This window comes from Streptomyces sp. NPDC051243, assembly GCF_044455405.1.
Lineage (GTDB): Bacteria > Actinomycetota > Actinomycetes > Streptomycetales > Streptomycetaceae > Streptomyces.
In genome coordinates this window covers 147,537-173,520 of sequence record NZ_JBITES010000013.1, presented here as the reverse complement: position 1 = coordinate 173,520, position 25,984 = coordinate 147,537, and the positions used below count along the sequence as shown (strand labels likewise).

Annotated in this window: 23 protein-coding genes and 1 pseudogene; 14 read left to right on the top strand and 10 right to left on the bottom strand. The window is 70.2% G+C overall.

Features of this window, described 5'->3' with window-relative positions:
- A complete protein-coding gene (locus ACIBAG_RS31390) occupies nt 1-582 on the bottom strand; it encodes a GNAT family N-acetyltransferase (protein ID WP_399109669.1) in 582 nt (193 codons plus the stop codon).
- Nucleotides 583-838: 256 nt separating this feature from the next.
- Here ACIBAG_RS31390 and ACIBAG_RS31385 point away from each other — a divergent pair, with 256 nt between their 5' ends.
- A complete protein-coding gene (locus tag ACIBAG_RS31385) occupies nt 839-1,645 on the top strand; it encodes an enoyl-CoA hydratase/isomerase family protein (RefSeq protein ID WP_399109667.1) in 807 nt (268 codons plus the stop codon).
- Here the strand turns inward: ACIBAG_RS31385 and ACIBAG_RS31380 are convergent.
- Together ACIBAG_RS31380 and ACIBAG_RS31375 are read right to left on the bottom strand one after the other, a co-directional pair.
- Nucleotides 1,622-2,776 carry a hypothetical protein gene (locus ACIBAG_RS31380; RefSeq protein ID WP_399109666.1) on the bottom strand — a complete coding sequence of 385 codons (1,155 nt, stop codon included), beginning with the start codon at nt 2,774-2,776 and terminating at the stop codon, nt 1,622-1,624. The two genes, ACIBAG_RS31385 and ACIBAG_RS31380, sit on opposite strands and share 24 nt — an antisense overlap.
- Nucleotides 2,773-3,345, bottom strand: coding sequence for a hypothetical protein (locus ACIBAG_RS31375; protein ID WP_399109664.1), 573 nt, complete (start codon nt 3,343-3,345; stop codon nt 2,773-2,775). The genes ACIBAG_RS31380 and ACIBAG_RS31375 overlap by 4 nt, the downstream gene beginning before the upstream one ends.
- Nucleotides 3,346-3,957: 612 nt before the next feature.
- On the opposite strand from ACIBAG_RS31375, the gene ACIBAG_RS31370 reads away from it, so the two are divergent.
- The 3 genes from ACIBAG_RS31370 to ACIBAG_RS31360 all read left to right on the top strand — a co-directional run bounded on the left by ACIBAG_RS31370 (nt 3,958) and on the right by ACIBAG_RS31360 (nt 6,123).
- Nucleotides 3,958-4,194 carry a hypothetical protein gene (locus ACIBAG_RS31370; RefSeq protein ID WP_399109663.1) on the top strand — a complete coding sequence of 79 codons (237 nt, stop codon included), beginning with the start codon at nt 3,958-3,960 and terminating at the stop codon, nt 4,192-4,194.
- 489 nt (nt 4,195-4,683) lie between these two features.
- On the top strand, nt 4,684-5,388 hold the full coding sequence (locus ACIBAG_RS31365) for a dienelactone hydrolase family protein (RefSeq protein ID WP_399109661.1): 705 nt from the start codon (nt 4,684-4,686) through the stop codon (nt 5,386-5,388).
- Nucleotides 5,389-5,616: 228 nt separating this feature from the next.
- Nucleotides 5,617-6,123: a hypothetical protein gene (locus tag ACIBAG_RS31360; RefSeq protein WP_399109660.1), complete on the top strand. Its 507-nt coding sequence runs from the start codon at nt 5,617-5,619 to the stop codon at nt 6,121-6,123.
- A 226-nt stretch (nt 6,124-6,349) separates the two neighbouring features.
- On the opposite strand, the gene ACIBAG_RS31355 is transcribed toward ACIBAG_RS31360, so the two are convergent.
- On the bottom strand, nt 6,350-6,919 hold the full coding sequence (locus tag ACIBAG_RS31355) for a YrhB domain-containing protein (RefSeq protein WP_399109658.1): 570 nt from the start codon (nt 6,917-6,919) through the stop codon (nt 6,350-6,352).
- 311 nt (nt 6,920-7,230) lie between these two features.
- Between ACIBAG_RS31355 and ACIBAG_RS31350 the strand changes: the two genes are divergently transcribed.
- From ACIBAG_RS31350 to ACIBAG_RS31335, 4 genes are all read left to right on the top strand, one after another.
- Nucleotides 7,231-7,587, top strand: a complete 357-nt coding sequence (locus ACIBAG_RS31350) for a hypothetical protein (RefSeq protein ID WP_399109656.1) — start codon at nt 7,231-7,233, stop codon at nt 7,585-7,587.
- Nucleotides 7,588-7,788: 201 nt separating this feature from the next.
- Complete coding sequence (locus ACIBAG_RS31345; RefSeq protein WP_399109654.1) at nt 7,789-8,388, top strand: hypothetical protein; 600 nt, start codon at nt 7,789-7,791, stop codon at nt 8,386-8,388.
- Nucleotides 8,375-10,300 carry a protein kinase gene (locus tag ACIBAG_RS31340; RefSeq protein ID WP_399109652.1) on the top strand — a complete coding sequence of 642 codons (1,926 nt, stop codon included), beginning with the start codon at nt 8,375-8,377 and terminating at the stop codon, nt 10,298-10,300. Before ACIBAG_RS31345 ends, ACIBAG_RS31340 begins: the two co-directional genes overlap by 14 nt.
- Before the next feature lie 314 nt (nt 10,301-10,614).
- Complete coding sequence (locus ACIBAG_RS31335; protein ID WP_399109651.1) at nt 10,615-11,445, top strand: septum formation family protein; 831 nt, start codon at nt 10,615-10,617, stop codon at nt 11,443-11,445.
- Nucleotides 11,446-11,709: 264 nt separating this feature from the next.
- Here the strand turns inward: ACIBAG_RS31335 and ACIBAG_RS31330 are convergent, their stop codons facing one another.
- Complete coding sequence (locus ACIBAG_RS31330) at nt 11,710-12,960, bottom strand: MFS transporter (RefSeq protein WP_399109851.1); 1,251 nt, start codon at nt 12,958-12,960, stop codon at nt 11,710-11,712.
- Between the two features lie 789 nt (nt 12,961-13,749).
- Here ACIBAG_RS31330 and ACIBAG_RS31325 point away from each other — a divergent pair.
- The gene (locus ACIBAG_RS31325; RefSeq protein WP_399109650.1) at nt 13,750-14,115 is read left to right on the top strand and encodes a hypothetical protein; all 366 of its coding nucleotides are present in this window, start codon (nt 13,750-13,752) and stop codon (nt 14,113-14,115) included.
- Between the two features lie 401 nt (nt 14,116-14,516).
- Complete coding sequence (locus ACIBAG_RS31320) at nt 14,517-14,921, top strand: RidA family protein (RefSeq protein WP_399109648.1); 405 nt, start codon at nt 14,517-14,519, stop codon at nt 14,919-14,921.
- Nucleotides 14,922-15,125: 204 nt separating this feature from the next.
- Here the strand turns inward: ACIBAG_RS31320 and ACIBAG_RS31315 are convergent, their stop codons facing one another.
- Nucleotides 15,126-15,344 carry a hypothetical protein gene (locus ACIBAG_RS31315; RefSeq protein ID WP_399109646.1) on the bottom strand — a complete coding sequence of 73 codons (219 nt, stop codon included), beginning with the start codon at nt 15,342-15,344 and terminating at the stop codon, nt 15,126-15,128.
- 274 nt (nt 15,345-15,618) lie between these two features.
- Here ACIBAG_RS31315 and ACIBAG_RS31310 point away from each other — a divergent pair, with 274 nt between their 5' ends.
- The gene (locus ACIBAG_RS31310) at nt 15,619-16,200 is read left to right on the top strand and encodes a hypothetical protein (protein ID WP_399109644.1); all 582 of its coding nucleotides are present in this window, start codon (nt 15,619-15,621) and stop codon (nt 16,198-16,200) included.
- Between the two features lie 93 nt (nt 16,201-16,293).
- Here the strand turns inward: ACIBAG_RS31310 and ACIBAG_RS31305 are convergent, their stop codons facing one another.
- The 3 genes from ACIBAG_RS31305 to ACIBAG_RS31295 are packed head-to-tail and all read right to left on the bottom strand — an operon-like array spanning nt 16,294 to nt 20,287.
- Nucleotides 16,294-17,466, bottom strand: coding sequence for a PP2C family protein-serine/threonine phosphatase (locus ACIBAG_RS31305; RefSeq protein WP_399109642.1), 1,173 nt, complete (start codon nt 17,464-17,466; stop codon nt 16,294-16,296).
- A gap of 8 nt (nt 17,467-17,474) precedes the next feature.
- Nucleotides 17,475-20,069, bottom strand: coding sequence for an FUSC family protein (locus tag ACIBAG_RS31300; protein ID WP_399109641.1), 2,595 nt, complete (start codon nt 20,067-20,069; stop codon nt 17,475-17,477).
- Nucleotides 20,066-20,287, bottom strand: a complete 222-nt coding sequence (locus ACIBAG_RS31295) for a hypothetical protein (protein WP_399109639.1) — start codon at nt 20,285-20,287, stop codon at nt 20,066-20,068. Before ACIBAG_RS31295 ends, ACIBAG_RS31300 begins: the two co-directional genes overlap by 4 nt.
- Before the next feature lie 302 nt (nt 20,288-20,589).
- Here ACIBAG_RS31295 and ACIBAG_RS31290 point away from each other — a divergent pair, with 302 nt between their 5' ends.
- Nucleotides 20,590-21,477 (top strand): DMT family transporter, encoded by an 888-nt coding sequence (locus ACIBAG_RS31290; protein WP_399109849.1) that lies wholly within the window; start codon nt 20,590-20,592, stop codon nt 21,475-21,477.
- 145 nt (nt 21,478-21,622) lie between these two features.
- Here ACIBAG_RS31290 and ACIBAG_RS31285 read toward each other — a convergent pair whose 3' ends face one another.
- Complete coding sequence (locus ACIBAG_RS31285; RefSeq protein ID WP_399109637.1) at nt 21,623-23,125, bottom strand: HEAT repeat domain-containing protein; 1,503 nt, start codon at nt 23,123-23,125, stop codon at nt 21,623-21,625.
- 132 nt (nt 23,126-23,257) lie between these two features.
- Between ACIBAG_RS31285 and ACIBAG_RS31280 the strand changes: the two are divergent.
- Together ACIBAG_RS31280 and ACIBAG_RS31275 are read left to right on the top strand one after the other, a co-directional pair.
- A pseudogene (locus tag ACIBAG_RS31280) lies at nt 23,258-24,133 on the top strand (alpha/beta fold hydrolase).
- 1,010 nt (nt 24,134-25,143) lie between these two features.
- The gene (locus tag ACIBAG_RS31275; protein WP_399109635.1) at nt 25,144-25,983 is read left to right on the top strand and encodes a class I SAM-dependent methyltransferase; all 840 of its coding nucleotides are present in this window, start codon (nt 25,144-25,146) and stop codon (nt 25,981-25,983) included.
- The last annotated feature ends 1 nt before the right edge of the window (nt 25,984 follow it).

Genomic DNA, 25,984 nt, shown 5'->3' with positions numbered 1-25,984 from the left:
TCACCCTTCTTGATCGAGGAGCACGACGCGACTCGACAGCTGGCTCGCCCTTTCCCATTCGGACCGCAGAATTGAGAAGACATCGAGATCCACGAACCCATCGGTTCGCCGCACATGAGAACGCAGCGTGCCCTCGTGGGTGAGGCCCAGCTTTCTCATCACCTGAGCGGCGCCGCCATTGGTACGCATCGAGCGGCCGACCACCTTGTGAACCTCGGGCCGGCGCAGGAATATGTTGGCCAGTGCGGCACCGTGCAACAAGGTGCCCCAGCCCTGGCGGACCGGGAGCTCCGGGGAGAGCATGATTTCCGATTCGTAGACATGCTCAAAGGGCCATTCGATCCGCCCGGCCGAGAAAGCCATGATGGCGCCGTCCGCCGACTCCAGAATGTAGGCCCCGCTCAGCGGGTCTTTTCTGGTACGCCGGACGAGGGCGAGCAGATCCTCTTCCGAGGCGGCCTCGCCACGCGCGGAAAACTGTTCCAGCGCACTGTCGGTCCGCAGCCAGGAAGCCACCAGTTCGACGTCCTGGACGTCGAACTTCCGTATGCGCACGGTTGTTTCAGCCGGTGTCGCCATCATGGCCTTCGCCAGCGAGCGCCGGATCAGACGATGTCGTCCGAGTCGGTCGTCGGCTTCGGGTGAATGATCGTTCCAATGCGCTTCAGCATACGGATTCCTCCTCCAGAACGCAGGGCAGCGAATATGAAAACCCGCCGAAGATTTGTACCATAGAAGATCGACAGCAGACTGTGGCGCATGTCACTCCACCCCGAACCGGGGGGCGCTATGTCTGCTTTTCCTGTTGTGTGAATGGCCTTAGTTCATGGGGGCACATATGGCGGTCCAGCTGGACCTTGAAGCGGAACATGCGACTCTGCTTGTGGAGAATCCAGAGAATCGCAATGCGCTCTATGCCGAGGACCTGGACCAGCTGCTACGGCTGGCCCGGCAGGCGGTGGACAGTGGAGCGAAATCCCTGGCACTTCGCGGTACTGCCGGAAATTTCTGCACCGGTACCGTGGTGGAGGGCTCCGTCGATCCCCGGGCCATCCTGCTCCGCACCCAGAAATTCCAGCAATTCGCGGCGTCCTTCGCCGGGCTTCCGCTGCCCACCCTGGCCGTGGTCGAGGGCTACGCGGTGGGTGGCGGCTTCGAGCTGTCCCTGTGCTGCGATTTCGTACTGGCCGCCGAGGACGCGCAGTGGGGCATGCCCGAGGTGGACCTGGGACTCACGCCGTCGTGGGGTGTGAGCCGGCTGGTGGCCAGGGCCGGCGTGCAGTTCGCCCGTCAGGTTCTGCTGCTCGGCGCCATTCATCCGGCGGCGACCGCGGTGGAGCGCGGCATCTGGGACCGCCTGTGCCCCGCGCGGGACCTGGACGACGCGGTGGCGCAATGGCACCGACTGATCGCCGTGAAGAACCCCCAGACCCTGCGTCAGATGAAGGCCCTGCTCAACTCCCTGGCCGAACCGGGCCCGCGCGAATGGGGACTGGAGATGCTCAGCGCCGGCTGGTCATGGGCGGCGGAGGGTCACTGGCGGGCTCCCGACGGCGACGACGGCCGAGGCGTCCGCGGCTTCACCGAGGGCACTCCTCCCTGGACCGTCCGGCGCGCGGCGTCACGCGATTTCTGGACCGGCTGAGCCGGACCCCGTCACGGTCCCGTCGCGCAGGAAACCCGCGAGCACGTCGACGGCCGCGTCCACGTCCCGCCCGCCCCGCAGTTCGACGGCGTCGATCTTCCCGCACTCCTCCACGAGCCGCAGCGCGGCGGGCGGCAAGGGCAGCGGCGCGGGGTAGCCGAAGCCGGTCCAGACAGGCCATGCGGGGTCGAAGATCGGGGCTTCGGCGTGCAGTCGGCCGGGAACCTCCGGCGCCGACACCTCGGCGAGCCCGGCCCGGTCACCGGCCGTCAGCTGGGGCCACACCAGACAGCCGAGTTCGGCGGACGGCAGCGGGGTCGTGCCGAACCACGAGGCCACGCGTCGAGAGCCCACTTCGATCTTCCGCTCCCTCTCTCGCCAGTCGGAGGCCGCGACGAACGGGAACACCTCCTGGTAAGGGTCGAGATGGCGCAGCAGGCCCAGCCCTCGCAGGGTGCCCGCCGCCATCCGTACGGGCAGTGGGATGCCGAAGGCCTTGACCGCCGTACGCCCGCCCGCGGCCTCGGAGGCGTCCGCGGCACGCAGCATCACCAGGTCGTTCGTGATGAACAGGGCTCCCAGCCGTTGCATGGCCGCCAGGGCGAGGGTCGTCTTGCCCGAACCGGACGACCCGGCGAAGACGACCGCTTTGCCGTCCACCGCGACACAGGAAGCGTGCACGGGGACGCAGTCGCGCTCCTGGACCAGCAGGGAGACCAGCACCGTCCGAACCACGCGCACGCCTTCGAGCAGCAGCGCCTCGGGATCGGCCGCCCACAGATCCACCTGACGCCGTCCCGGGTCCGACCGGTAGACGAACCGGCCCGTGCGGTCCACCGCGTTGCGCACCCCGCCGGGACCGGGCTGGTCGGCCAGCAGACTGCGGTTGATTTCGATCGGAACCGGCCGTAGCAGCCCCGCGCGGATGACCTCCGCCCGCCGCGCCTCCAGCTCCTGCGCGGGAACAAGATGCAGCCGGACCAGAGCGTCACCGCTCTCCCCCGTGTTCTCCGCGACCCGGAAATACGGCTCATAGGCCACGGAGGCGTAGGTGTGGAACGACTCCCACCCGTACGACTCCACGCCCACGCTCAGACCCTCGCACGAGACACAGACGCGCGGAATGCTCATCGGACGGCTCCCTCGGCGCCGACCCGCACATACTCCACCAGTAGATCCGTCCGTGATCCGTACGCAGTAAGGGTCCAGGACCCGTCCACGACCACCGCCGTCCCGGCGGGCACGGCGAGCGGCAAGGAGCGCCCGGTGTCGGAGGTGAGAACGATGCCGCCCTCACCTTGAGGAAACGGTTCGGTCCCGTCAACTGCCAAGGCCAGCAGCACCGTCAGCGCCCGAGGTGCACCGGACAAGCACGCTTCGGCTTCCCGCGCCGAGGTGTGGCTGCCGCGACGGAATTCCTGGCACGCGACGGCCGGCCAGGTGCGGTCTCCGAAGACGCCGTGCTCCGTCTCCAGGATGTCTGCGTCGACCAGCCGATGCACCGCCTCCGCGTAGATCAGCATCTCAGGTGTCATCAGATCTCCTGGTAGCACCGCGGAGCCGACGGCTCCCGACGGTTTCCAGGCTTCGGACACCTCCAGCAGCGCCAGGAGCCGCCGGCACTCGTGCCCATGGAGAAGCGTCGCGCGAAACGCTCCCGGCGCGATACGTTCCGGCACGATTGCGTCCAGTCTGTGCATGCGTGTCTCCCCCGAGAATCCGGACCATTACGTACCCGGCCGCGCTCTACATGCGGTGACTCTACGTCAAGGCGTCCGGACAACGGCACTCGCACCTTCCCGGTACCGCAGTTCGCACCGGGCTGGGCTGGACGTGGCTGGGCTGGGCGCGGGCACTCGCGTCCGGGCCGACAAGCGAGTTCCCGTTCCGCCTGCACTGCCGCCCCATGCCCGGGCCGTGCACAGGGAACCTGCTCGTGCGAGGTGACGGGCGCGCGGGACCCGTCCCCGGGCACCCGCGCATAGAACGGTCCCATGACCACCTCGGAATCACCGGCCCGCCACCGTAGGACCATGCGGTCTGCGGCGCGCGGCCCGGCGGCGACCGTCTGCCTCCTCGCCCTCGCAGCCGCGCTGACCGGCTGCAGCTCCGACTCGGGCGGCGACGCCGGGGCGTCGGCACCAGCCGCCCCCTCGCGTCCGGCCGAATCGTCGCCCGCCTCGCCAACGCCCACGAAGCCCTCCTCATCGCCGTCGCCGACCGCGATGAAGCCGATGAAGCCGATGAAGCCGATGAAGCCGTCAACACCTGCCGAGCTGCGAGCATGTGCAGACGGAAGCTGCACGGTCGTCGTGACGAAGGGCACCGAGATCCCGCGCGCCGCCGCCCTTCGGGCGGGACCGTTCACGGTGAGTGCCGTCGGTGCCGAGGGCGTGGACCTGAGCTCGGTCAACGCGAGCGGATTCACCTCCAACCTGCTCGGGCAGCGCCCCGACCAGGGCGGTCCCTCCACCGTCAACGAGTTGTCGATCGCCGTCCTCGCCATCGTGGGAGACACCGCGAAGTTGCGGCTCTTCCCGGCGGAGTAGAGAGGGCGTCGTCCCCGGCGGCGCCGCACCGGGGAACTCCGGAGGGACGTGCGCTACTGGACGGCAGTTCGAGCACTTCAGACGCCTCCGGAGAACCCGGCCTCTGAACTCTTCGGCCCATCAGCGCACCGTCGCTGCGGCGTTGTCCCTCGCCATCCTCCTGCGCTCGCAGAGTCGGCGTCGGAATCTCATGACCGACCGGTGTCGGATGGACGTCGGATCCGGCGCCGACCTGAGACTCCGGCAGGTGGCGGCTGTACCGCGTTCGTGCAACCGGCGTCGGGCTTTGCCCGTGGGCTACGCTGTGAGGTCATGACTACCGGGACGGCTTCGCGCCACACACGGATTGGTGACCCGGTGCTCTTCTGAGCGCCGTACGGGCCGGTGCGGGCCCGCTGTTGGATCGAGGATCCTGCGCTCTGTTGGATCGAGGATCCTGCGCTGCTGCGCGGGCTCCGCCTCCCCACCAGGACGCTGCAGATTCCCACCATGGACGGCCAGGCCGACGCCTTCGCCGCATTTCCCGACCGCGGCGAGCGGCACCCGGCCGTGCTGATGTACGCGGACGGCTTCGGCATCCGGCCCGTACTGCGGGAGATGGCCTGCGAACTGGCCGGGCACGGGTACTACGTACTCGCCCCCAACTTCCTCTACCGGCACGGCCCGGCGCCCCTGCTCGACCTTCCCGAGCGCATCGGAGAAGAGGTCCGGCCCGCGCTCATGGCGCAGCTGATGCCGTTGATCGAAGCGCACACCGCCGAACGCGTACTGCGTGACGCCGACGCCTACCTGAAGTTCCTCACCACCCAGCCCCAGGTCGCCGCCGGACCGGTCGCGGTGACCGGCTACTGCATAGGCGGCCTCCTGGCTGTGCGCACCGCCGCGGCCCACCCCGGACGGGTGGCCGCCGTCGCCGCATTCCACGGTCCCGTGGGCGCGGCCGGGCTCGACGCCCTCGCCGAGATCACCGCCCAGGTCCACTTCGGCCACGCCGAAAGCGACCTCACTGCCGAGGCCCTGGGCGAGCTCAACCGGGCCCTGGACGCCGCGAAGGTCGACTACACCTCCGAGATCTACCCCGGCACCGTCCACGGGTTCACCATGTCCGACACCGACGCCTTCGATCCCACCGGACTGCAACGCCACTGGGACCGCCTGCTCCCCCTCCTCGACCGCACACTGGCCAACAGCTGAGGTGCTCGCACGCCGACCACTCGGCGACGAGTCCCGCACCACACCAACAGCCGCCGCGGGCGCCGCCGTTATGGCGCGATCCGGACCGCGATCCCCACCCCCGCGCCGGCAACTCGGGGTGGCGCCCGGTCGGTTCACAGCTGGGCGGCGCCGCCCGGGCGCCTGGCGGCGCGCCTGCCCGGACGGTGGCGGGACGGGTCCCGGTCACGGCAGGGTTCCATGGCAACCATGATGCGTAGAAGAACGTCATCCACTGCCGTGGTCGCCATGGTTGTCGTCGGCGTGCTCGCCGCTCTCACGTCGTGTTCCTCGGATTCTTCGGACCGCTCCCCCGCCGAGGGCCGGCCCAGCGGGCCCGGCTCCGGCTCATCGGCGTCCGGCGTCACGGAGACGTCCACGCCGTCGCCCTCGCCGACCGGGCCGTGCGCTGACGGGACGTGCGAGATCGAGGTCGCCGTGGGGGACGTCGTGACAGTTCCGGAGACGTACGGCCTCGGGCCGATCAAGGTGACGGCGATCGACGGCGACGTGGTCGAGATGGTCGCGCAGCTGACGGGGTCGGGCTACAGCGTTGCGGGCTGTTCCGGTGGCGGCGGCGTGTCGTCGGAGGGCGCGGGCGGCGTCGGGCTCAGCTGCGGCGAGGGACCCGCCGCGACCATCAACGACGCCATGAGCCTTCAGGTCGTCGAGATCCTCGACAATGCCGCCGTCCTGCGTATCGAGCCGGCCGGGTGACGTACGGCTCGGTCCTTGGGGCGGCATCCTTGCGACTGCGTACGAGGCGGCGGTCACGCGGGAACGGTGACGATGACGGAGAGCTGGCGTTGACGCTCCTCGCCCTAAGGGGATCTGGGGTACGGAATCTGGGGTTTTGCGGAATTTGGGGATTCACGGAATCCAACGCTCAGCCGGTCGACACGACGCGCAGTGGCTTCCCATCGGAGAAGTCACTCCTCGCGTGTCACGCCGGCTGGTTGAGGTCTCCCGGCCGGATGGTGTGCACGGCGAGCACGGGGTCGATGGGTTGAACGAGTCGCTCGACGGCGACTGACACGAGGTGGGCTGGGGCATCGCCGCCCAGCAACCCGCTTACGTACTCAAGGGCCTGCGCCGGGGACAGCGCCGGCAGCCTCTGACGTAGGGTGCGCACGGCATGCATGCGTCCGAACGTGGCGGCGACTTCGCGTATCCCGTCGTGCAGATCGTGTACGGCGGTCCGAACGGCCGACCCCCGGATGCGAGCACGGTAGTCGCTCTCCCACTCCCCGCTCTTCGCGGAGAGGACTCCGATCCGGTGCAGCCCTCCGTCGACGCGGTCGACCAGATACGGTCCGTTGCCGACCAACATGGCACCGGAGTTTCCCGTGCGCACGTACTCGTCGGACTGCCAGTAGACGATCCACACCAACTCGTGCTCCTCGACATCCACGACGGTCACACGCGCCAAGTCCACACCGCGGGCCGACCACATCTGGTGCTCGCGGTCCAGCTCTTCCTCGACGATGCGAACGGCGGCTTCTCGCTCAATCACGGGTGCAGCATCCCCCTACGGTCCATCCGCCGACGAGTGGCTTTCTGTACTCAGCGAGACTCATTCGAGTTGGCCCGGGTGTGCCTGGCGTGTCAGTGGTACCGGTTACCTTGCGGGGCATGACTGGTTGGATCAAGAGTGGCGTCATCGCATGGATGGACGATTACCGGTATGAGGACGAAACCGTCCTCGTGTACTTCAAGGGCGTCGGTCTGACTGACATGACTGAAGGGCTGAGAGCGCAGCACCGGCCGCCATTCGCTTACGGCAGCAGCCCTTCCCCCGGCGTCTGGGGGGTGATTGTGCACCACATGCACAACCCGTCCCGCGACGACTTCGACCCGATCGACTACCGCAAGCTGTGCCCCCTGGGGGCCGAGCTGGTGGTGTTCCAGCCCAATCCGTGCATCGCCAAGGCGCACGGTCCCAAGGCCTACCACTACAAGGACGGCCGGGTGGCGTCCTGCATCGATTACGAGGACCCCGACTACATCGGGGAGTTCTGGCCCAACCAGATGGCATCTCTCATCACGGCTGCCGGGCTGGACCACGAGAAGGAGGACTACGAGGAGGAGCTGACCCGGCTGATCTGTGACCACCTGGAACTACCCGCACTGCACCGCGACATGATCACCGTGGACCGTAACCTCGTCGCCTCCTATTACTAGACCGCGAGGCCCTTGGCATCGCCCTCGAGCGGGTGGCCGGGTGGCGGCACTCAAGTGATCAGGAGGGACAGTGGCCCGAATGCGGGCCGGGAAGCCGCTCCTGGCCTGCGCCGAGTGCCCCGTCGGGCCTGTTGACAGCAGTGGCAGGTTCGGGCCGGAACGGGTCCGGAAGACGGACACCTTCCCCGACGCGGTGCTCAGTTGACGAAGCTGGTCACAGCCGAGGTGTGGCGGCAGGTCGTCGATCCCCATGTCGAGGGCCGGGAGAAACGGTGGGGGCAGACGCCGACGCCGAGAGGCCACGATGAGCCGACCGTGGCCGCCGTCCTGGGCACCCTCGTTCCGCTGCTTCCCAAGAACCTCCAGGTGTTGGGCCAGGGCTACGACCGCCCGTACGTCCACGTCCACGACGGCAGGACCGACAACGTGGCCCAGATCGACAGCACGGTCCTGGTCGACATCCAGCACGACATGCCTGACGCCGCCGGGCGGTTTGCGTCAACGTCGGCCGCCGCAAGCATTTCGCCGGGCACGTCGACGCCCTCGGCATCAACATCCACGGACGTACGGCTGGCTCGTGCTCCACCGCCGCCTGGCCCGCTGTTACGAGATTCTCCCGCCCGCTCCCAGGCCACGAACCACCTCGCCATCGCCGAGCCTCATGGCCCGCAGTCCCACTGGCGAGATCAGCGCTTTCCGGAGCGGTGCAGCATGTCATTTTGGGTGCATTTGTACTTTTCGATCAGCGGCCATACGGTTTTGATGTCGGGCGGCATGGAGGTCTGCCATGGCGGAAGGTGAAGGAGCCAAGCGCCTGGTAGCGGGGCGGTACCGGCTGCTGCACAGGCTGGGGACCGGGGGGATGGGGCGAGTATGGCTGGCGTACGACCAGATGCTCGACTGTCAGGTCGCCCTCAAGGAGCTCGCTCTGCCCGTAGGGGTCCCAGAGGATCAGATGGGCACCCGGATCGCCCGTGTGCGAGTCGAGGCGCGGCATGCTGCCCGACTGCGCAGCCATCCGCACGTCGCCACTGTCTACGACGTGGTGGAGGAAGGTGGCCTGCCCTGGATCGTGATGGCGTTCGTGCCCGGGGCGAAGGATCTCGCCGAGGTCGTGCGCGATCACGGACCACTGTCGCCCGATAACACTGCGCTTATCGGGGTCGCCGTACTCGATGCATTGGCGGCGGGCCATCGGGCAGGCATCCTGCACCGGGACGTCAAACCAGCCAATATCCTGCTGACGGGACCTGGCGCCCAGACCCCTGGCGGCGCACCAGGCCAGCAGGTCTTCTTGACCGACTACGGCATCTCGCTGGAGCCGGACTCGGGCGACACACGGCTGACCTCAACGTCGGGGATCATGGGAACTCCAGGCTTCCTGGCACCCGAACGCGCGCGCGGAGTGGCACCGAGCCCGGCTTCAGACCTCTTCTCACTGGGTGCCACCTTGTATTACGCCGTGGAGGGGAGCGGGCCGTTCGACAGGCCGACGCCCTATGAGACGCTGTCCGCGTTGCTCTTCGAGGAACCCCCGCCGCCGACCCGAGCCGGAGACCTGGGACCGGTCCTGGCCGGCCTGATGGCCAAGGATCCCGAACAGCGGATCGGGGGCGACGAGGCGATGCACATGCTCGCCGCGCTCACCGCCACTGCGGGTGGGCAGCCGACAGTGCACAGGCCGGCCGACGCGGAGATCGAGACGACACCGCTGCCGGAAGGGCAATTGGCCGTGCGACCCCTTCCTGGCGCACTGCCGGCCGAAGCGGGCCCACCGCCCACGGAGGCTCCGCCGCGACCGCGGCACCGCCGGAGCGCCAAGCTCCCGTCACGCCGGGCTTGGGCTGTCATCGCCGCTGCACTCGCACTCATCGCCGGCGGCGTATGGGCCGGAGCCGCACTGCTCGAGAACTCGGACCCCGAGGGCTCAACGACTGATCAGGTCCCACCGTACGGCGACCAGGTCGGACTGACCCGCGAACTGAAACCCGGCAACTGCGTCCACGCTTCGTGGCCCGCAGAGCGGTTCAAGGATCCGCCCAGACTGAAAATCATCGACTGCAAAACCTACCCGGACGGCCAGGTCCTGGACATCAACGCAACCACGTCCCTGGAGGATGCGAGAACCAACGGCCAGGGCATCTGCACGGGACTCCTGCGCGACACGACGAGCAAGATGGCCGACGTCCGGTCCTACGCGCTGACACCCAGCGAGGCGGGCTGGGACAACGGGGTGCGGGACACCGTCTGCCTGCTCTTCGGCAAGACCGTCGGCCTTTACGGCCCGGTGGCCGACTACCGGAAGCACGGCGAACAGATCTTCGTTGAGAACAGTTCCATCGGCGACTGCTACGACCGCAGGAAACTGGAGGAACACAACTACGCCCACTTGCTCGTGGACTGCAAACAGCCGCATGAGCTGCAGGGGTTGGGCTACATCGAGGCACCGAAGAGCATGAACTTCGACTCCTGGGATGCGTTCTACGACCTGTGCGTCAAGCGTTACGGGTCCTACAGGAGTTCCACGCGCGACCTGTACGCATGGAATCACGCGGAGAGCACCTGGAACCAAGGCTTCCGCTTTGTGATGTGCCTGCTCGCGATGCCCGAAGAGGGCCAGAAGCTCCCGCCCGGCTCAGCCTTGCCCGTGCCCTCCCCCGCCAACACCGACCCGGTGGAGGTCCCGGTGACAGCCGGTCAGAACGGCCTCTGATGTGCCCCCCTACGCCCCGCAGGGCCCGTTTGTCACGGCACTCTGAGCCGGCGAGGTCCATACGGTTGAGGAACTATGCGTTGTGGAGATCTGCCATGACGAAAGGCGACAGTTCCGAGCGCGTGACACCAAGGCGGTACCGGCCTCTACACAGTCTGGGGCACGACTGCATAGAGCGAGGACGGCTCAGACGTGACCAGCCGTCCATTTCGCGGACGCCTGGCGAACCGTCGGCTGTGGAGGGCAGCAGCCCAGCGGCAGTCCCGTCACAGCCTCAGCATCGCGGGAGGTCTTCCAAAGCCGCCTGGGGCCGGATGTTCGGACTCCTTCTCGCCGTGCTGCTGCTCGTGGGCGGTGGGATGGGGGCGGGCGTCGCCCTGCCCAACGGTTCAGATGTCGAGGTGGCAAAGGCCGACCCGGTCCTGCCGTACGGAGACGAGGTCGGGCTGACCCGCGAACTGAAACCGGGCGACTGCGTCTCCGCCTCCTGGCCGGCGGAAAGGTTCAAGGACCTGCCCAAACTGAAAATCGTGGACTGCAAGAACTACCCGGACGGCCAGGTCGTGTATGCGGAGCGGACCACCTCCCTGAGCGACGCGCGGGCCAACGGACAGGGGATCTGCTTCGGGCTCCTGCGGGACATGGTGCGCAAGATGGCCGATGTCCAGGCCTTCGCGCTGATACCCAGCGAGGCGGGCTGGGACAACGGGGTGCGGGACACCGCCTGCCTGCTCTTCGGAAAGACCGTCGGCCTCTACGGCCCGGTGGGCACCTACCGGCACTACGGCGAGGAGATCTATCTCGAGAACAGCTCAGTCGGCGACTGCCTGGACATCCAGGAACAGGAGAAGCAGGACTCCATATCCTTCTTCCTGGTGGACTGCGGCAAACCGCACGATCAGCAGGTCCTGGGCTTTGTCGAGGCGCCCGAGGACATGACGTTCGACGAGTCCTGGGATGCGATGCACGAGCTGTGCGTCAGGCAGTACGGCTCCTACATCAGCCCCACCCGCAACCTGTTCGCGGCGACCGACGCCGAGTACTACTGGGATCTCGGCTTCCGGTTCGTGATGTGCGCGCTCGTGGCGAGCGACGAGGGACAGAAGCTTCCGCCTGGCTCAGCCGTACGCACACCAGATGACTGACAAGCGGTCCTTCACCGGCTTGACGACGTCGGGTCACCCAACGAAACAGGCCCCCTCACGACCGCTGCTTCAAGGCCCAGCGCCGGCACGCCGACAAAGCCTACGACGGGCGGGACCTGCGCGGGATTGACCGACGTGGCCAACTGTCGCTGCGCTTGGCCATCCAACTCTTATGTGACTGAGCGCACGTTGGTTGTGGCCCCCCTTGGTGATGGCTACGACGGCTCAAGGAGTTGTGTCAGCTGTTCGCGGCGACAGAAGCCGTCACACAGACGGGACCGGATTCTCCGGCGGGCCGGGAAGCGTCCGTCCCAGGCGGGCCAGTGGGGACAGGGCCATCAGTGCCGGCGACAGCAGCATGCCCGCGGCTGTCACCAGCAGGCTGGTGCGCGTCCCCCACCCTTCCGCGAGAAGCCCGCCGAGCAGCGAGCCGAGCGGGGTCAGGCCCATGCCGACGAAATTGATCGTCGCGGCCGCGCGGCCTTGCAACTCGTCCGGAGTGACGGTCTGCCGGACGGCCATGACCGTGACGTTCACCAACTGGCTGAAGGTCCCGAAGACGAAGTTGACCGCGAGGAGCGCGGGAACCGTCACCGCACAGGAGCCGTGCAGAGCGGGCACGAACAGGAACACGCCGTCGCCGACTGCCGCCGCGGACACGAGCACAGCGCCGTGTCCGAAGCGGCCCGGCAGGCGGGCGGCCAGCACCGAGCCCAGGAGCGCGCCCGGCCCCGTCGCCGCGAGTGCCAACCCGACGGCGGTGCCCGACAGGTGCAGCTCCCGTGGCAGGAACAGCAGGTAGCCGGTCATTACAGCAGCGAAGAAGAACTGGAAGGCGGCTGACGCGAGGCACACGGTCCGCAGCGAGGTGTCTGCGACAACGAAACGGAGGCCCTCATGGATCCGCCGCCAGATCCGAGGAGGGCGTTCCGAGCGTTCCGGGACGGACTCGCGGCGGCCGATCCGTCGGATCGACAGGAACGACAGCGCGAAGAACCCCGCGCTGGAGGCGGCAGCGAGCGGCGCCGACAGCACAGACACCAACGCACCGCCGAGAGCGGGACCGCCGATCTGCGCAGCGGACCGACTGCCCTCGAGCGCGCTGTTGCCCCGCACCAACTGATCGCGTCTCACCAGCCGTACCAACGACGCCTGGTAGGCCACGTCGAAGAACACGGACAGAGCCCCGACGGCGAAGACAACCGCGAGCAACGCCGGCAGGCCGAACCCACCGAGGAGGGCCGCGACGGCGGCGACGCCCAGGGCCACGGCCCGGCCGGCGTCCGTCAGCACCATCACCGAACGGGTTCGCCACCTGTCCACCCACGCGCCGACGAAGAGCGAGAGCAGCAGGATCGGCGCCTGTCCCACCGCGCGCAGGACGCCCAACTGGCCGGCACCGGCCTCGAGCGTCAGGACGGCGAAGAGCGGCAGAACCACCAGAGTTGTCTGTTCGCCCAGTTGGGAGGCCGTCTGGCCCACCCAGAGCCTGCGGAAGTCGCGGTCCCGCCACAGGCTTGACCCAGCAGGCCGACCGGAATCGGATACAGGGAAGGAAGAGGACGGCACAGGGACCCCTCGGATGACCGAAGACGAGACCCGCCAACCGGCGCACGACAGGTGCACCGACCATGTCAGGCAGCGGGAAAGGAAGGCTCGCTGTGCCGCGCATCAAGGGCAGCACGCGATGACAGGCCGCTCACGGCCTCCGACGTCAACGCGTGCTCGGACGACCGACCATGTCTTCGCTCCTCGTGAGTCACTCTCTGCACGAACAGTAGCTCCCGCGCGGGAGGGCACGAAAGGCAATTAAGGGCCGGGGAGTTGGTCGTTCCCCGGGGTCGGGAGGCCCAGACGGGCCTGGTGTTGTCGGCACTCTGGCAGCGGGTCCATCAACCACCGTCAAAGCCACGCGGAATCGGCCCGTCCGCGAGGAGCCACACCCCGAACGTCGACAGCCCCCGGTCTTCGAGGGGAAGACCAGGGGCCACCTGCCATGACGGGGCGGTCATCAGAACCAGCGGTTCCCAACCCCACGCCGGCGAGAACTGGGACCGCACGACACTCCGATGCACGCGTGTCACCTTGCCGAACGCGCGACATCCAGCGCGGTCACGCTGTCGTCAACCACCCACGTCAGCACGGCCGGTCACGCAGTCTCCAGACTCGGTCTTCGAAAACAGGCACTGAGGAGGAGAACCCATGTGCGCCAATCGCGGGCGGCAAGGATTCGCATATGACGAGTGGCAGAACGGGCGCTGACTGCTGGCTACGGCGGGCATTCCGGCGCGGACTGTGGTGCCGTTGTGCGGCTCCGCGTCCGGGCCGCTCGGCTGGGCGGTTGTGGTCTTCGTCCTCGGCACCCTCGGCGTCCTCGCAGGGCTGGCCGCCCACTGTGGGGACGTCGACCCGGGAAGCGCCGGCACGCGGGGCGCGCTGACGGGGGCGCCGTACACCGTGGTCGCGGCGTTCTTCGTGCCGAGCCGGTGGGTGCGGCTGGGGGCGGTGGCCGCGCTGGCGGCCGGCGTGGTCTACGGGGGTTTTGTCGGCCCGGTCCAGGCGCAGCAGCGCCGGCACGCGGTGGAGGTCGCGCAGTACCGGGAGCGTCCGGAGTTGCTGTACATAGGCGCCACCCCGTCCGGCAGGACGAGAGCGGGCACGTGGGCCTGACGGTGCGCCCGCCGCTCACGCCCAGCCTGCGGTGCCCTGAGCTCGTGGCGAAGGACGTGACCTGCGCCGTGGACGGGCACGGCGAGATGCGTATGAGCCGCAGCCTCCCGGGTGACACCCGCGACATCACCCTCGTCCGCCGCCACCGCGACGCGGAGGTCGAGATCTCCAGCCAGTCCCTCGACGAACCCCGGCCTGCGCCACCTCGTGAACACGCTGCATCCGCTCTCGGACACGGAGCTGGCAAGGCTGATGCGGGAGAAGGTGATCGCCCGGGGCTACTGAGCCGGCTCGCCTCGGGCCTCCGGGCAGACACCCTGCCGGCCCAGCCACCGGCCGACTCTCGTACCGAGAACACGCCTCCATGGAATGGCAGGTCAGTACCCGAGGTTGAAGCAGGCATGACGTCCGATCAGCGCACGATCACGAACCCGGCCACCCTCCACGACCCCACACCGTTCGGCTACAGCCACGCGGTCTCAGCGCCCGGCGAACTCGTCTTCATCGGCGGCCAGTACGCCTCCGACGCCACCGGTGCTCCCGTGCCCGGTGACTTCGCAACCCAGGTGGACCTGGCCTTCGACCGGCTGCGGTCGGCACTGGAAGGGGTCGGACTGGGATACGAGCACGTGGTCCGCCTCGGTACCTTCATCGTCGATCATGACCTGGACAAGCTGGAGATCCTCGGCAAGGCGCTGCATGCACGTTTCGGCGACAGGCTGCCGGCCCAGACACTGAGCGGCGTGGCCGCGCTCGCGCTGCCGGGGATGCAGTTCGAGGTGGATGCGGTGGCGGTACGGCAGTAAGGACCAGCGGGCCCTCCACGAGACCGACCCTGCCTGGGGTGGGGCCGGTCGTTGTGTCGGTGCCACGCAGTCGTCCGACGTCCATGAGCGCGCTCGACCGGTGCCCAGTAACCCGCAGTCGCCCACGGCCGGCACACCGGAAAAGCATCCTGCCTCGCACCGAGCTTGCGGTGCGAGGCAGGAAATGAAGGCACGGCCCGGCCGTCAGCGGAGATCGAAAACAGATCCGCCTTGGCCGAAACCGGACGCGTCCTGCTCCGAGCCGGAGGCCTCCTGGCCGAACTCGGGCGCGGACTGCGAGCTGTTCCCGAAAACACTTCCGGCGATACCCATATCTTCCTCGCCGGCGAGGGCCTGGCCTGCTCCGCCGAGCAGAACGGTCCCGGAGAGAACGACGGCGGCCAGCACGGATGGTGCACGCATGAGCGTCTCCTTCGATCGGTGTGTGTTCGCCAGAGGTATGCCGCCGGCCCACATGGGAGAAGCGTCACCGTGCATACAAGCACCCGAATAGGGGCTCACATGCCGCTGCCCGCACCAGCCACCACGTTCACTTACTGGCTGACGCTACGTCAGACGCAGGTGACGGCGCCCACGGGCGGACCGGTGGCGGACCGGCGTCCGCGTGAAAGGGCCGACAGCCGCGTCGAGCGCGATCCTCACAGCTACTCACGCGAAATGGCAGGATGATGGCCCCATGACGCGCAGCCGATCCATAACCTACGTGCGGATAGCCGAAGTTCTCACCGAACTCGGGATGATCAATGAAGAGAAGGCCAAACAGGTCCTGGAGGAGGCCGCCAGGTACGCGACCGACCCGATCGAGCGACGCTATGACATCGCCGGTGCCCTCGAATCCTTCGACGTGGCGGTCTCCATCCACTCCGATGACGTCGACTTCGCCGACGCACACTACGAATGGCTCCTCAACGAAGCCGCAACCCTCACCGGAGGCAGAGTCACCGTCTCCAACTACCGCTTCCAGAAGGACAACCCGGACGACGAAGACTGCGGCCTGGGGACGATGCACTTCGAATGCAACGGCAAGCTGCTTTCCTTCGGCGTCGAGCAGGAGTCGAACGACTACCTCGACATGGGGGCGGCCAGGCTGGCCGTCGAAGCGCTCAGGGCCGATGACGACCCGCGGGAATTCCGTTGCGTCGAGCAGGAAGGCCCGGATCTCGACGACGACATCATGGTCCTGGCCTCAGCCGAGCAGCGGGAAGGTCTTCTGCAGCGCTTGGGCATCGCCTTCGAGCCTGCGTGGGATCAAGGCTGATCCGCCGCCGCCTCCCGTACGAGACCTAGGTCGACGCATCGCGATGGGGCCCGCCAAGGCCGGTGGCCGGCCTGAAGACGGAAGCGATGCCGTTCACTGCCGGTGACGCGGCTCCCGGGCGTCGGGGGCGGACTCCCGGGGGTTCGGTCGCGGCGGTGTCCCGTCCTCGACCGACAGTGCCAGTACGGCCCGGTCGTCATTGTCGGACCGAGCCGACCAGCGGTCCGCGTCGTTCCGTACGAATGACACGACCGCCTCCGGGTCGGGTGTGCGCCGACCGCCGAACCGTTCGTCGAGCCGGTCGAGGACCGGGTAGAAGACGCCGTCCGCGTCGCGCGCCTCGCTCACGCCGTCGGTGTGCAGGACGAGCACCTCCGACGGGGCGAGCGGGTGCACCGTCGTGGACTCTCCGTCCGGTGCCAGTGCGCCGAGTCCCAGGGGCAGTCCGGGCGTCGTGAGCAGTCGCCGGGCGCCGTGCGGGCCGATCACCAGCGGTGCGGGGTGGCCGCGGTCGACGATCCGTACCTCGCCGCCGTCCGGCGGGAACTCCAGCACCAGAGCGGTGACGAACAGCTCGGGATCCCCGTCTTCCCCGGCCGGGCCGTTGCGAGCGATGCTCAGCTCCAGCCGGCCCGCCAGCGCGCTCAGGCTCTGCCACTCGTGGGCCGACACCCGGAAGCTGCCCAGTACCGCCGCGACGGTCTGGACGGCGTCCAGCCCCTTGCCGCGGACGTCGCCGATGATCGCCCGTACCCCGAAGGGCGTCTCGCACACGTCGTACAGATCGCCGCCGACGAGCGTGCCGCCCTCCCCCGCCTCGTAGAAACCGGCGGCGCGCACCGGACCGAGCCTGCACGGCACGGGACGCAGCAGCGTCCGCTGCATCGCCTCCGCCACCGAGTTGGCCCGCACCAGATGCCGACGGGTCCGCTCCCGTTGCCCGGCCAGCGCGACGGCGGCGATGCCGATGAGGGTCGTGGCGACGTAGACAGCCACATGGTGCTGTTCGTCGAAGTGGCCGGGGCGCCGGGCGGCCATCCACATCTGGAGCCCGAGGCATACCAGCGTCGACAGGGCCGTGCCTCGCGGGCCGCGTGTCGCGGCCGCCAGCGGCGGTACCGCGACGAGCATGAAGCTCACCGGTTCGCGTCCTCTGACGATCAGTTCGGCGGCGACGTCGACAAACACGGCGGCCAGGGGCAGCCACCACACCCACCCGTGCGGGGAAGGGGGCCGCAGCTCGGGGCGGAGTTCGTGTCCGGACACGGCGTGCCCTACCTTCCCGGACCGGCACGAACGGACCCGGAGCCGGCGGTGTCCGCGGTGCTCACGGTGCCCGACCCGCCGGCAGCCGTCGTACCGCCCGCCCTGCCTGCGACCGCCTCGGGCAGCCCGGCCTCGATTCGGGCGAGCTGATGGGCGAGACTGCGCAGCCACATGTCGAGGTCGACCAGCACGGGCCATGCAGGGGGCAGTACCGGCCCGGTCGGAACCGGCTCCGCAGGCGTGGGCCCGGTCGAAACCGGCTCCGCAGGCATCGACCCGGTGGGCTTCCCCGACGTCCGGCCCGTCCGCCCCGCCGGCATCGGCGCCGTCGGGGCCGCGCGTGTCGGTCCTGTCCGCAGCAGGCTTGTGCGGTCACCTCCGCACACTGCGGCAAGGCGGTCGGTTGTCTCGGCGAGCCTGTGGGCTTCGGCCCGTACCCGGTCGGCGGTGTGCGGGGGCAGCGTTGTCGTGGGCAGGTCGAAACGGGGCAGCCAGTGGGCGCCGAGGAGGATGTGGTTGGCCGTGATGAGCACGGCGTGCCAGTCTGCGCGCACGGGTGCGGTGCTCCCCGGTTCGCTGCGGAACTGGGCATAGGCGGTCTCCGCGAGGCGCAGCCGGTGCAGGGCGGGGAGCGTGGGCGGGGCAGGTGCCGAGCCCGGCGGCACGGCGGTCAGCATCTCGACCGTGCCCTTGATCAGCGGGCCGCACTCGCGCAGGAGCCCCGCCATGGTTCTGCGTACCTCTGTGCGGGCACCGGCCGGCCAGGCCAGCAGCGCGCACAGCAGGCCGATGGCGCTGCCGGTCACCACGTCCACGATCCGTGCCTCGGCCAGCTCCCAGGAGGCCGGGGCGATCTGGGCGAACGCGGTGGCCACCACCAGCGTGAACAGGCCTTGTGCCCAGGCGATGCCGAGCAGCGGCCCGAGCGTGAAGGCGATCAGCATGGCCGGGGCCAGGATCGCGGCGTACGCCTCGGTGTGCCGGCCCAGGCCGATCAGCAGGGCGCCCGCCGCGACCGCGCCCACGAGGTTGCCGGTGACGGCCCGGCGGATGGCCGTCCAGGTCTCCCCGACGGTGGTCCGGCTCAGCGTCAGCACCGCAAGCAGCACCCAGAAGCCGTGGGTCAGGTCGAGGGAACCGGCCACCAGGCGTGCGGCGGCCAGGGCCACGGCGATCCGTACGGCGTTCTGGAACTGCACCGAGCGCAGCGTCATGTTGCCGGTGATACGGCGCGCCCACAGCCGGGGCGTGGCGGCCTGCGTGTACCAGAACAGTTCCCGTGGCTCGATCGGCGCGGTGCGCCGCCCGTCGAGGCCGACCCTTACCGAGATCTCCAGGATGCGCACCGACTCGGCGACGGCGAGCAGCGCCGCCTGCCGGCGCAGCACCGGTGCCGGCGGTACCGCGTCGGCGGACCCGGTCGCCTGCCGCAGGCGCACCTGCTGGAAGTGTGCGATGGCCTTCTCCATCCGCTGCGGGCCGGGGACGGCCCGGCCCGTGCGCAGGGCGGCCGCGGTCTCGTCGCACAGGGACACCACTTGCGGCAGCAGTGCCTCGGAGGCCGTGTCGGTACGCTCCCGGCCCCGCTCGCCGCCGGCCTGGGCTGCGTCGGTACGGCCCCTGCCCCGCTCGCCGCCGCCCTGGCCTGCGTCGGTACGGCCCCCGCCCCGCTCGCCGCCGCCCTGGCCTGCGTCGGTACGGCCCCCGCCCCGCTCGCCGCCGCCCTGGGCTGCGTCGGTACGGCCCCCGCCCCGCTCGCCGCCGCCCTGGGCTGCGTCGGTACGGCCCCTGCCCCGCTCGCCGCCGCCCTGGGCTGTGTCGCGAGGGCCCTTGCCCGGCTCGCCGCCCCCGCCCTCTGTGCCGTACCGGAGGAGTTCGCGGAATTCGCCGGTCTCGGTCAGCCGGGCCAGTTGCTCGAGCAGCCGACGGGCGGCGGATCCGGCCTGGGAGAGGCCCCGGGCCGCTCGGTCCGGACCCGCCGGGCGCTCCGCGGGCGGGATGCTCGACAGGCGCAACCGCGCGCCGGTCTCCCGCAGGGCCTTCGGGGAGAGGGCGCTGCGCCCGGCGATCGTGTCGCCCGCCGTCGCCAGGGCCTCGGCGAGGGTCGTCCGGTACGTCGGCGCCGGCGGCTGCGGCAGCAGGAACAGCTCGCACAGCGACAGCAGCGCCACCCCGAAGGTCAGCCCCGCGAGCCGTAGCCACAGGGTCTGGGGTTCGTACGGCGGGAAGCACGCCAGGATGTAGAAGAGCTGGAGTCCCGGCGCCGCCCCGGCCGGGCGCGGGCCCGCGATCGCCGCGAAGGCGAGGACGAAACCCACGACGAGCATGCCGAGCACCGCCGCCCAGGTCTGCACCGCCAGTGCCGTCCCCAGCGCCACCAGGAGCAAGCCCACGGGCAGCGCCTTCAGCATCACCTCGGCCCGCTGCCGCCCGGAACCCGGGATAGGGGCCAGCAGGCCGAGGGAGATCGGCCCGAACAGGGCGTACAGCGCCAGCACCGGCTCGTCGAGCCCGTACACGAAGGCGTAGAAGCCGGTGGCCGCGGCGAGGGTCACCCGCACCGACCGGTGCAGGATCGCCGTCCGCTCCGCCGCGCTCTTCACGGCAGGTGCCCGCCATGTGGCGCACGCGAGGCGAGCGGCGTGACCCTGCCGCAGACCACGAGCCGATCGCTTACGGCCATGACGACGGCGGACGTATCCGGTGTCGGCACCGGGAGGTACAGCCGCCGCGCGGTGACACGGCTGAGCGGGATCACGCCCGTCCCGGCGAACAAGCCCAGGCGTCCGAAGGCGTCGGCCGGCGAAGACTCAGCGCGCATGAGCACGTTCCTCTCGGGCCGACGCGCCGTACCGGCGTCCTGGCCGGGCCGGACATGCGATCCACTGCCCATTGTCGGCCGACCGCGCACGGACCGCAGCCCGACGGTTCCTCACCTCTGGGGACCGGCACCGAGTGACCATCCACGCCATTCCGCTGTCCGGCCGAACGACGTGACGACAGTGAGGACCAACTCCGCCTGCGCCAGGTCACGTGCGATCGCGTGCCCGGCGCCCTCCAGGCGACCATGGCAGCAGAAAGCCGGCCGGCCTCACGCGCCCGCCGATCCGGGAGGTGGCCACGCTGAACACCCCGCTTTCCGTGGTGTTCGCGCTGTGCGCGGCACTGAGCAACGCCGTCGCGACGGTGCTGCAGCGCAAGGCGGCCCTCACCGTGCCGCGCTCCCAGGGGTTGCGGGCCGGGCTGATGCTCGACCTGCTGCGACAGCCCGTCTGGCTGGCCGGCATCCTCGCGGTGATCGCCGCCGCGGTCTGCCAGGCGCTGGCACTGGTGACCGGGCCGCTGACGATCGTGCAGCCGCTGTTCGTGCTGGAGCTGCCGCTCACCCTCATCGTCGCCTCGCTGCTGATGCACGGTCAGCTGACGGGCCCGGGCTGGCTCGCCGTGACGGTGGTGGTGGCCGGGCTGGCGATCGCGCTCGCCGCCGCGTCCCCCACCGGCAATCGCACCCATGTGCCACTGGACCGGTGGATTCCCGCGCTCGGCGTGTGCCTCGGGATGGTCGTCCTCCTCGCGCTCGCCGCGCTCCGGCGGCCGGAAGGCCGCGCCCGGGCAGCCTGTCTCGGGGCCGCGACGGCGATCAGCTACGCGGTGACCGCGGCACTGATGAAGGCCGCCACGCACATCCTCGACGAGCAAGGACTCGGAGCCTTCTTCTCGGCCTGGCAGACGTACGCGTTCGCCGCGACCGGCGTGTGCGCGCTGTTCCTGCTGGAGAACGCGATGCAGGCCGGTCCGCTGGTCGCCTCCCAGCCCGCGCTCACCCTCGGCGACGCGTTGGTGAGCCTCGCGCTCGGCATCATCCTGTACGAGGAGGACGTCCGTTCCGGGTGGTGGCTGGTGCCCGAGCTGTTCGGTGTCGCACTGATCGCCGCCGGGGTTCTCACGCTGTCGCGGGTCCCGCTCACCAAGGCGCTGGTGGCGCCCGAGGAGGAGCGTCGGGCGGGGTGAGCGAGCCAACGCCCATGACGGTGCCGGGTCGGGATCGTGGCGTACGGCCGTTTCCGGCTCCGAGCACCAGGAAGGCCACCGGCCCACTACTGCCTGCCCATGGCCCGAGTGGGCAGGCCCGGGCCCCTGGCCTTCCTCACCGTCCTCACGGCGGGGAGGGCCGGCAGCCCTCCAACGCGCGAAGCGCCTCTCCAGCCGCCGCGCGGGTCCCTTCCCTCGGGGATTCCGCGGCGATGGCGGCGAGCCGGGCACGCAGTCGGTCCTCGTCCTGCGGCGGCCTTCCGGTGGCGGCCAGCCAGTGGGCCAGGCCCTGTGCGGCGTGGTGGCGGACCGTCTCGTCCGGGTCGTGCAGGGCGTGGACGAAGCGGGGCAGGTCCTGGCCGGTGTGCTCGTCGGTGGCGTTGTCCGTGTCGAGGAGCGAGAGCGCGGCGGCGCGGACATCGGGCGACGGTGTCCGGTCCACGACCTGGCGTAGGGCCGGCAGGGCCTCGGCGAGGCCGACGAGTGCGTTGTGCGTCTGCCAGGTCGTGTTCGGGTCGGCGACGAGGTGGGCCACCAACGCCCGCGCCACGGGGCGGCGCTCCCACGGGCGGAGTCCCTCTTCCACCAGCGTGTCCAAGCCGTCGACGGCCCCCGCGCGCACGTGGCCGTCGGGGTCGTCGAGGAGTGGGAGCAGCAGCCGGACGGCGTCCCATCGCCCCGCCTGTCCGATGGCCTTCGCGGCGGCGGCGCGGGTACGGCCGGGCAGCGCGGAGTCGGTCACGGCCCTGCGCAGCACCCCGGCGGCGGCCCGCGTTGCCACGGCTCCCAGCGCACAGGCCGCCGACGGGCCTGCGACGGCGTCGTCGAGCCGGCGCGTCGCCGCGTCGGTCACCCGTTCGTCTCCCCGCCGGGCCGGCCGACGAAGGAAGCAGGCCGCGACATGCGCGTCCCGCTCGGTCTCCAGGGCTGTTGCCAAGGCGTCCGACGTCCGTGCGTGCGCCACGTCGGCCAGCCGGCCCGCCACCGCGATCCGGACCTCGGCGGACTGGTCGTGGAGCCCGGTGAGCAGGGAGTCGAGGAGGCGCTCGGTCCAGTGCCGGGGCAGCAGGTCGAGAGCCCGCACACGAGCCTCTCCGTCGCCCCGCTCGGCCGTAAGGACCACCTCTGCGCTGACGGCCGGGTCGTCCCGGAAGCGGTACAGCAGGCTTCGGGCGCGTCCCCACACGGCGCTTTCCGGGTCGCCCAGGAGCGCCACGACCCGGGACACGTCGCCCGGCACGCCGAGGGCCGCCAGGCCGTCCAGGGCGTTGACGCGCAGGTGGTGGTCCGGATCGCGAAGGAGACGTGAGAAGGCGTCCACGAACGGCGGGCCGTCGAGTCCGAGCCGGATCGCGGCGCGCGACGCCCGGCGCCGCACCCAAGGGTCGTCGTCCCGCATCAGGGCGGGCAGCACCGTACGGCCCGCCTCGGCGACCCCGAGCCGGCCGAGACCCGCCGCCACGGCCTCACGCACCTCGGGAGCCCGGTCGTCCGCCGATCCGGCGAGCAGCCACGCGTGCTCGTCCCGTCCGACCCTGCCCAGTCCCTTCGCGGCGGCCGCACGCCGCCAGGTGTCGCCGTCCTTCAACTCCCGTAGGAAGAAGGCGATCTGTTGCTCCGATCCCATGAACACCCCGATGAGTCAGACCAGCGAGCCGGGCGGAGGTTGTGCTGCTGCTACGCGGGCGGCCGGGTCCTGCACGGGACCTCGGAGAAATCCGGGTGCGACGCACCCTCGTCGGTGACCATGATGTCGATCATGACTGCGTACGCCGACAAGCCTGCCCGGCTGGGTCAGAGTCGTATGTCCGACGGACGGTTGCTGGGTTGGGCCGAGTGGGGACCGGCGGACGGGACGCCCGTGGTGTTGTGTGCGGGTGCGGCCACCAGCCGGTGGCTCGGGTTCGGCGCGGGGGTCGTCGAGGCGCTCGGCGTTCGTCTCGTCTGCGTGGATCGCCCGGGACTGGGGGTCTCGACGCCCGCGCCCGGCCGTACGTTCTGGCGACTTCGTCGCGGACATGCGTGAACTCTGTGTGCTGCGAGGGCTGGGGCACCCGGCCGTGGTCGGGAACTCCCAAGGCGCGCCCTTCGCTCTCGCCTGCGCGGAAGCGGGCGTCGCCTCGGCGCTGGCTGTCGTCTCCGGCGCGGACGAGGTCGCCGCGCCGGAGTTCGCCTCTCTTCTGCCGGCGGATCTGCGTCGCTTGGTCGAGCGGACCGCGTGCGACCCTGACGGCGCCGAGGAGTTCTTCGCGGGCTTCACCGCGGATGCGATGTGGGACATGGTCATGGCCGGCAGCCCCGGCTGCGACCTCGCCGTCTATCAGGATCCTGAGTTCGCCGCCGGCTACCGGCGGGCCTGGCGGAGGGATTCGGGCAGGGGGGTGCCGGTTACGCACGCGACACGGTTCTGGCCATGGGGCGGTGGCCGTTCGCCCTCGACAGGATCGCGGTGCCGGTCGACATCTGGTACGGCGAACGGGACGTCAGCCACTCCCCCGACAACGGGGCGCTGCTCGCCACCCGCATACCCGGTGCTGATCGCCGTATCGTCCCGGGCATCGGCGGCGCCGTTCTGTGGACGCATGCCGAGCCTGTCCTCGTCTCCCTTCTGGAGAAGGCCGACGCGGAGGAGTGAGTGGCGCGCGCAGCGCAGGGTCGGGGTCCAGGGGCCGAGTGCGGGGTCACGCCGTACTGTCGTCTCCCAGCCGTCCGTGCGGTCGGCGGCTCGTCCCAAGCCGTTGAGCAGGACTGCGCAGGCCATGGCGATCGCGGCCCCGGACACGGCAGACAGCGGCCATGACAGCAGCCACGTCGACGGTGTGACCAGTACCGGCAATGCCTCGCCCAGCCCAGCGCCAGGAGGCCGAGCCATGGCAGTCGGGCCGAGGTCAGGCCGACGGTCGTGCGGGGCGCGGGTAGGCTGACGCGCCGTTCCGCTGCCACCTCCACCGTCGTGACGCCGAGTGTCGTGCACTCGTCGCGCACCGCGCCGGTGACCCTGGCCCGTACCGCGGGCAGCCGCCCGCCACGAACGGTGTCGGCGCGCAGGACCGCACGGCGGGGGGCGTGTCTGCACGATCGCGAGGACGAGCAGCAGCGGGCCGAAGACGAGAGCCGGAAGCAGCACGAACCCGGCTCCCGAGGCAGTCGGCATCCGGAGCCGGTCGCGGGGGTCGTCCGCGGACAGCGCCATGTTGCCGCTCCCGTCCACCAACCCGCCGAGCCGGGGTGAACCCGGGGCGTACAGGACCGTGAACTGCGCCCCCTCCCATCTGGCCGTGCGGAGCGTGACATCGCCGGAGTCAGGAGGCCTCGCGCCGCCTCGACGGCCGCACCGGAAGCCGCGCCGGAAGCCGCGCCGGAAGCCGCGCGGGAGGGGCCCGCGGTCCCACGAGCCGGCCCGGCGTGCCGACGGTACCGCTGGGGCGTGCTTCACCACGCCGCCCGGTGCGGATTCCGGCCCGTACCCGTCCCCCGGCGCGCAACAGCGCGACGGCGCCCAGCACCGCCACATCCACGCGCGGCACCCGGGGACCCGGCCCGAAGCAACGAACACCACATCGTCGACGCCGCCGACAGCAGCACGCGCCGTCACCGCGTCGGACGGCGATGCCGAGTCCGCCCGGCGTCGCTAGCCTGCTGCGCATGCCCGAGAACCGTGCGCAGGCACCACGCGACGACAGTCCCGAGGAGTCCCGGCGGGCGCGCCTGAGCCGGATCTTCGACGAGGTCGCGGAGTTGTACGACCGTGCCCGGCCCGGATATCCGCCGGAGCTGTACGCCGACCTCGAGGAGCTCGCGGGTGCCGGCTCCGGCAGCCGGGTCCTCGAGGTGGGCTGCGGGACCGGTCAGGTGACGGTGCCGCTGGCCGGGCGGGGCTGTCGGATCACGGCCGTCGAGGCGGGGCCCCGCATGGCGGCGGTGGCCCGGCGCAACCTGGCCGGGGCCCCGGCGGTGGAGGTGGTGACGGCGGAGTTCGAGAGCTGGCCGCTGCCCGAGGAGCCGTTCGACGCGCTCGTCTCGGCGACGGCGTTCCACTGGCTCGACCCTGCGGTGCGGATCGTCAAGGCCGCCGACGCGCTGCGTGCGGGTGGGGCGCTCGCCGTGGTGCGCACCCAGCATGTGCGGGGCGGCACCGAGGAGTTCTTCGTCGAGGTGCAGCGGTGTTACGAACGGTTCGACCCGGACACGACGCCAGGTCTCCGCCTTCCGGCGGCAGCCGAGGTCGACGCGTCGGATCATGTGGCGGAGGTGGCGCGCAGCGGCCTGTTCGGCTCGACGGTCTTCCGCCGCTACGAGTACGACCTCACGTACACCACGTCTGAGTATCTCGACCTGTTGCGGACCTACTCCGGCCACCGGGCTCTTCCGAAGGCCGCAAGGCACGGGTTGTTCGAGTGTGTCGCGGGGCTGATCGACGGGCGGTACGGCGGCCGGGTGACCAAGCGGTATCTGATCGAGCTGGGAGTGTCGCACCGGCGGTGAC

Excerpts from the sequence above, each read along its gene's own strand:
- ACIBAG_RS31285 (WP_399109637.1), bottom strand. The coding sequence starts at position 23,125 with ATGGGATCGGAGCAACAGATCGCCTTCTTCCTACGGGAGTTGAAGGAC.
- ACIBAG_RS31275 (WP_399109635.1), top strand. The coding sequence starts at position 25,144 with ATGCCCGAGAACCGTGCGCAGGCACCACGCGACGACAGTCCCGAGGAG.
- ACIBAG_RS31295 (WP_399109639.1), bottom strand. The coding sequence starts at position 20,287 with ATGCGCGCTGAGTCTTCGCCGGCCGACGCCTTCGGACGCCTGGGCTTG.
- ACIBAG_RS31335 (WP_399109651.1), top strand. The coding sequence starts at position 10,615 with ATGTTCGGACTCCTTCTCGCCGTGCTGCTGCTCGTGGGCGGTGGGATG.
- ACIBAG_RS31340 (WP_399109652.1), top strand. The coding sequence starts at position 8,375 with ATGGCGGAAGGTGAAGGAGCCAAGCGCCTGGTAGCGGGGCGGTACCGG.
- ACIBAG_RS31320 (WP_399109648.1), top strand. The coding sequence starts at position 14,517 with ATGACGTCCGATCAGCGCACGATCACGAACCCGGCCACCCTCCACGAC.
- ACIBAG_RS31390 (WP_399109669.1), bottom strand. The coding sequence starts at position 582 with ATGATGGCGACACCGGCTGAAACAACCGTGCGCATACGGAAGTTCGAC.
- ACIBAG_RS31315 (WP_399109646.1), bottom strand. The coding sequence starts at position 15,344 with ATGCGTGCACCATCCGTGCTGGCCGCCGTCGTTCTCTCCGGGACCGTT.
- ACIBAG_RS31365 (WP_399109661.1), top strand. The coding sequence starts at position 4,684 with ATGGACGGCCAGGCCGACGCCTTCGCCGCATTTCCCGACCGCGGCGAG.
- ACIBAG_RS31350 (WP_399109656.1), top strand. The coding sequence starts at position 7,231 with ATGCACAACCCGTCCCGCGACGACTTCGACCCGATCGACTACCGCAAG.
- ACIBAG_RS31380 (WP_399109666.1), bottom strand. The coding sequence starts at position 2,776 with ATGAGCATTCCGCGCGTCTGTGTCTCGTGCGAGGGTCTGAGCGTGGGC.
- ACIBAG_RS31375 (WP_399109664.1), bottom strand. The coding sequence starts at position 3,345 with ATGCACAGACTGGACGCAATCGTGCCGGAACGTATCGCGCCGGGAGCG.
- ACIBAG_RS31360 (WP_399109660.1), top strand. The coding sequence starts at position 5,617 with ATGATGCGTAGAAGAACGTCATCCACTGCCGTGGTCGCCATGGTTGTC.
- ACIBAG_RS31310 (WP_399109644.1), top strand. The coding sequence starts at position 15,619 with ATGACGCGCAGCCGATCCATAACCTACGTGCGGATAGCCGAAGTTCTC.
- ACIBAG_RS31385 (WP_399109667.1), top strand. The coding sequence starts at position 839 with ATGGCGGTCCAGCTGGACCTTGAAGCGGAACATGCGACTCTGCTTGTG.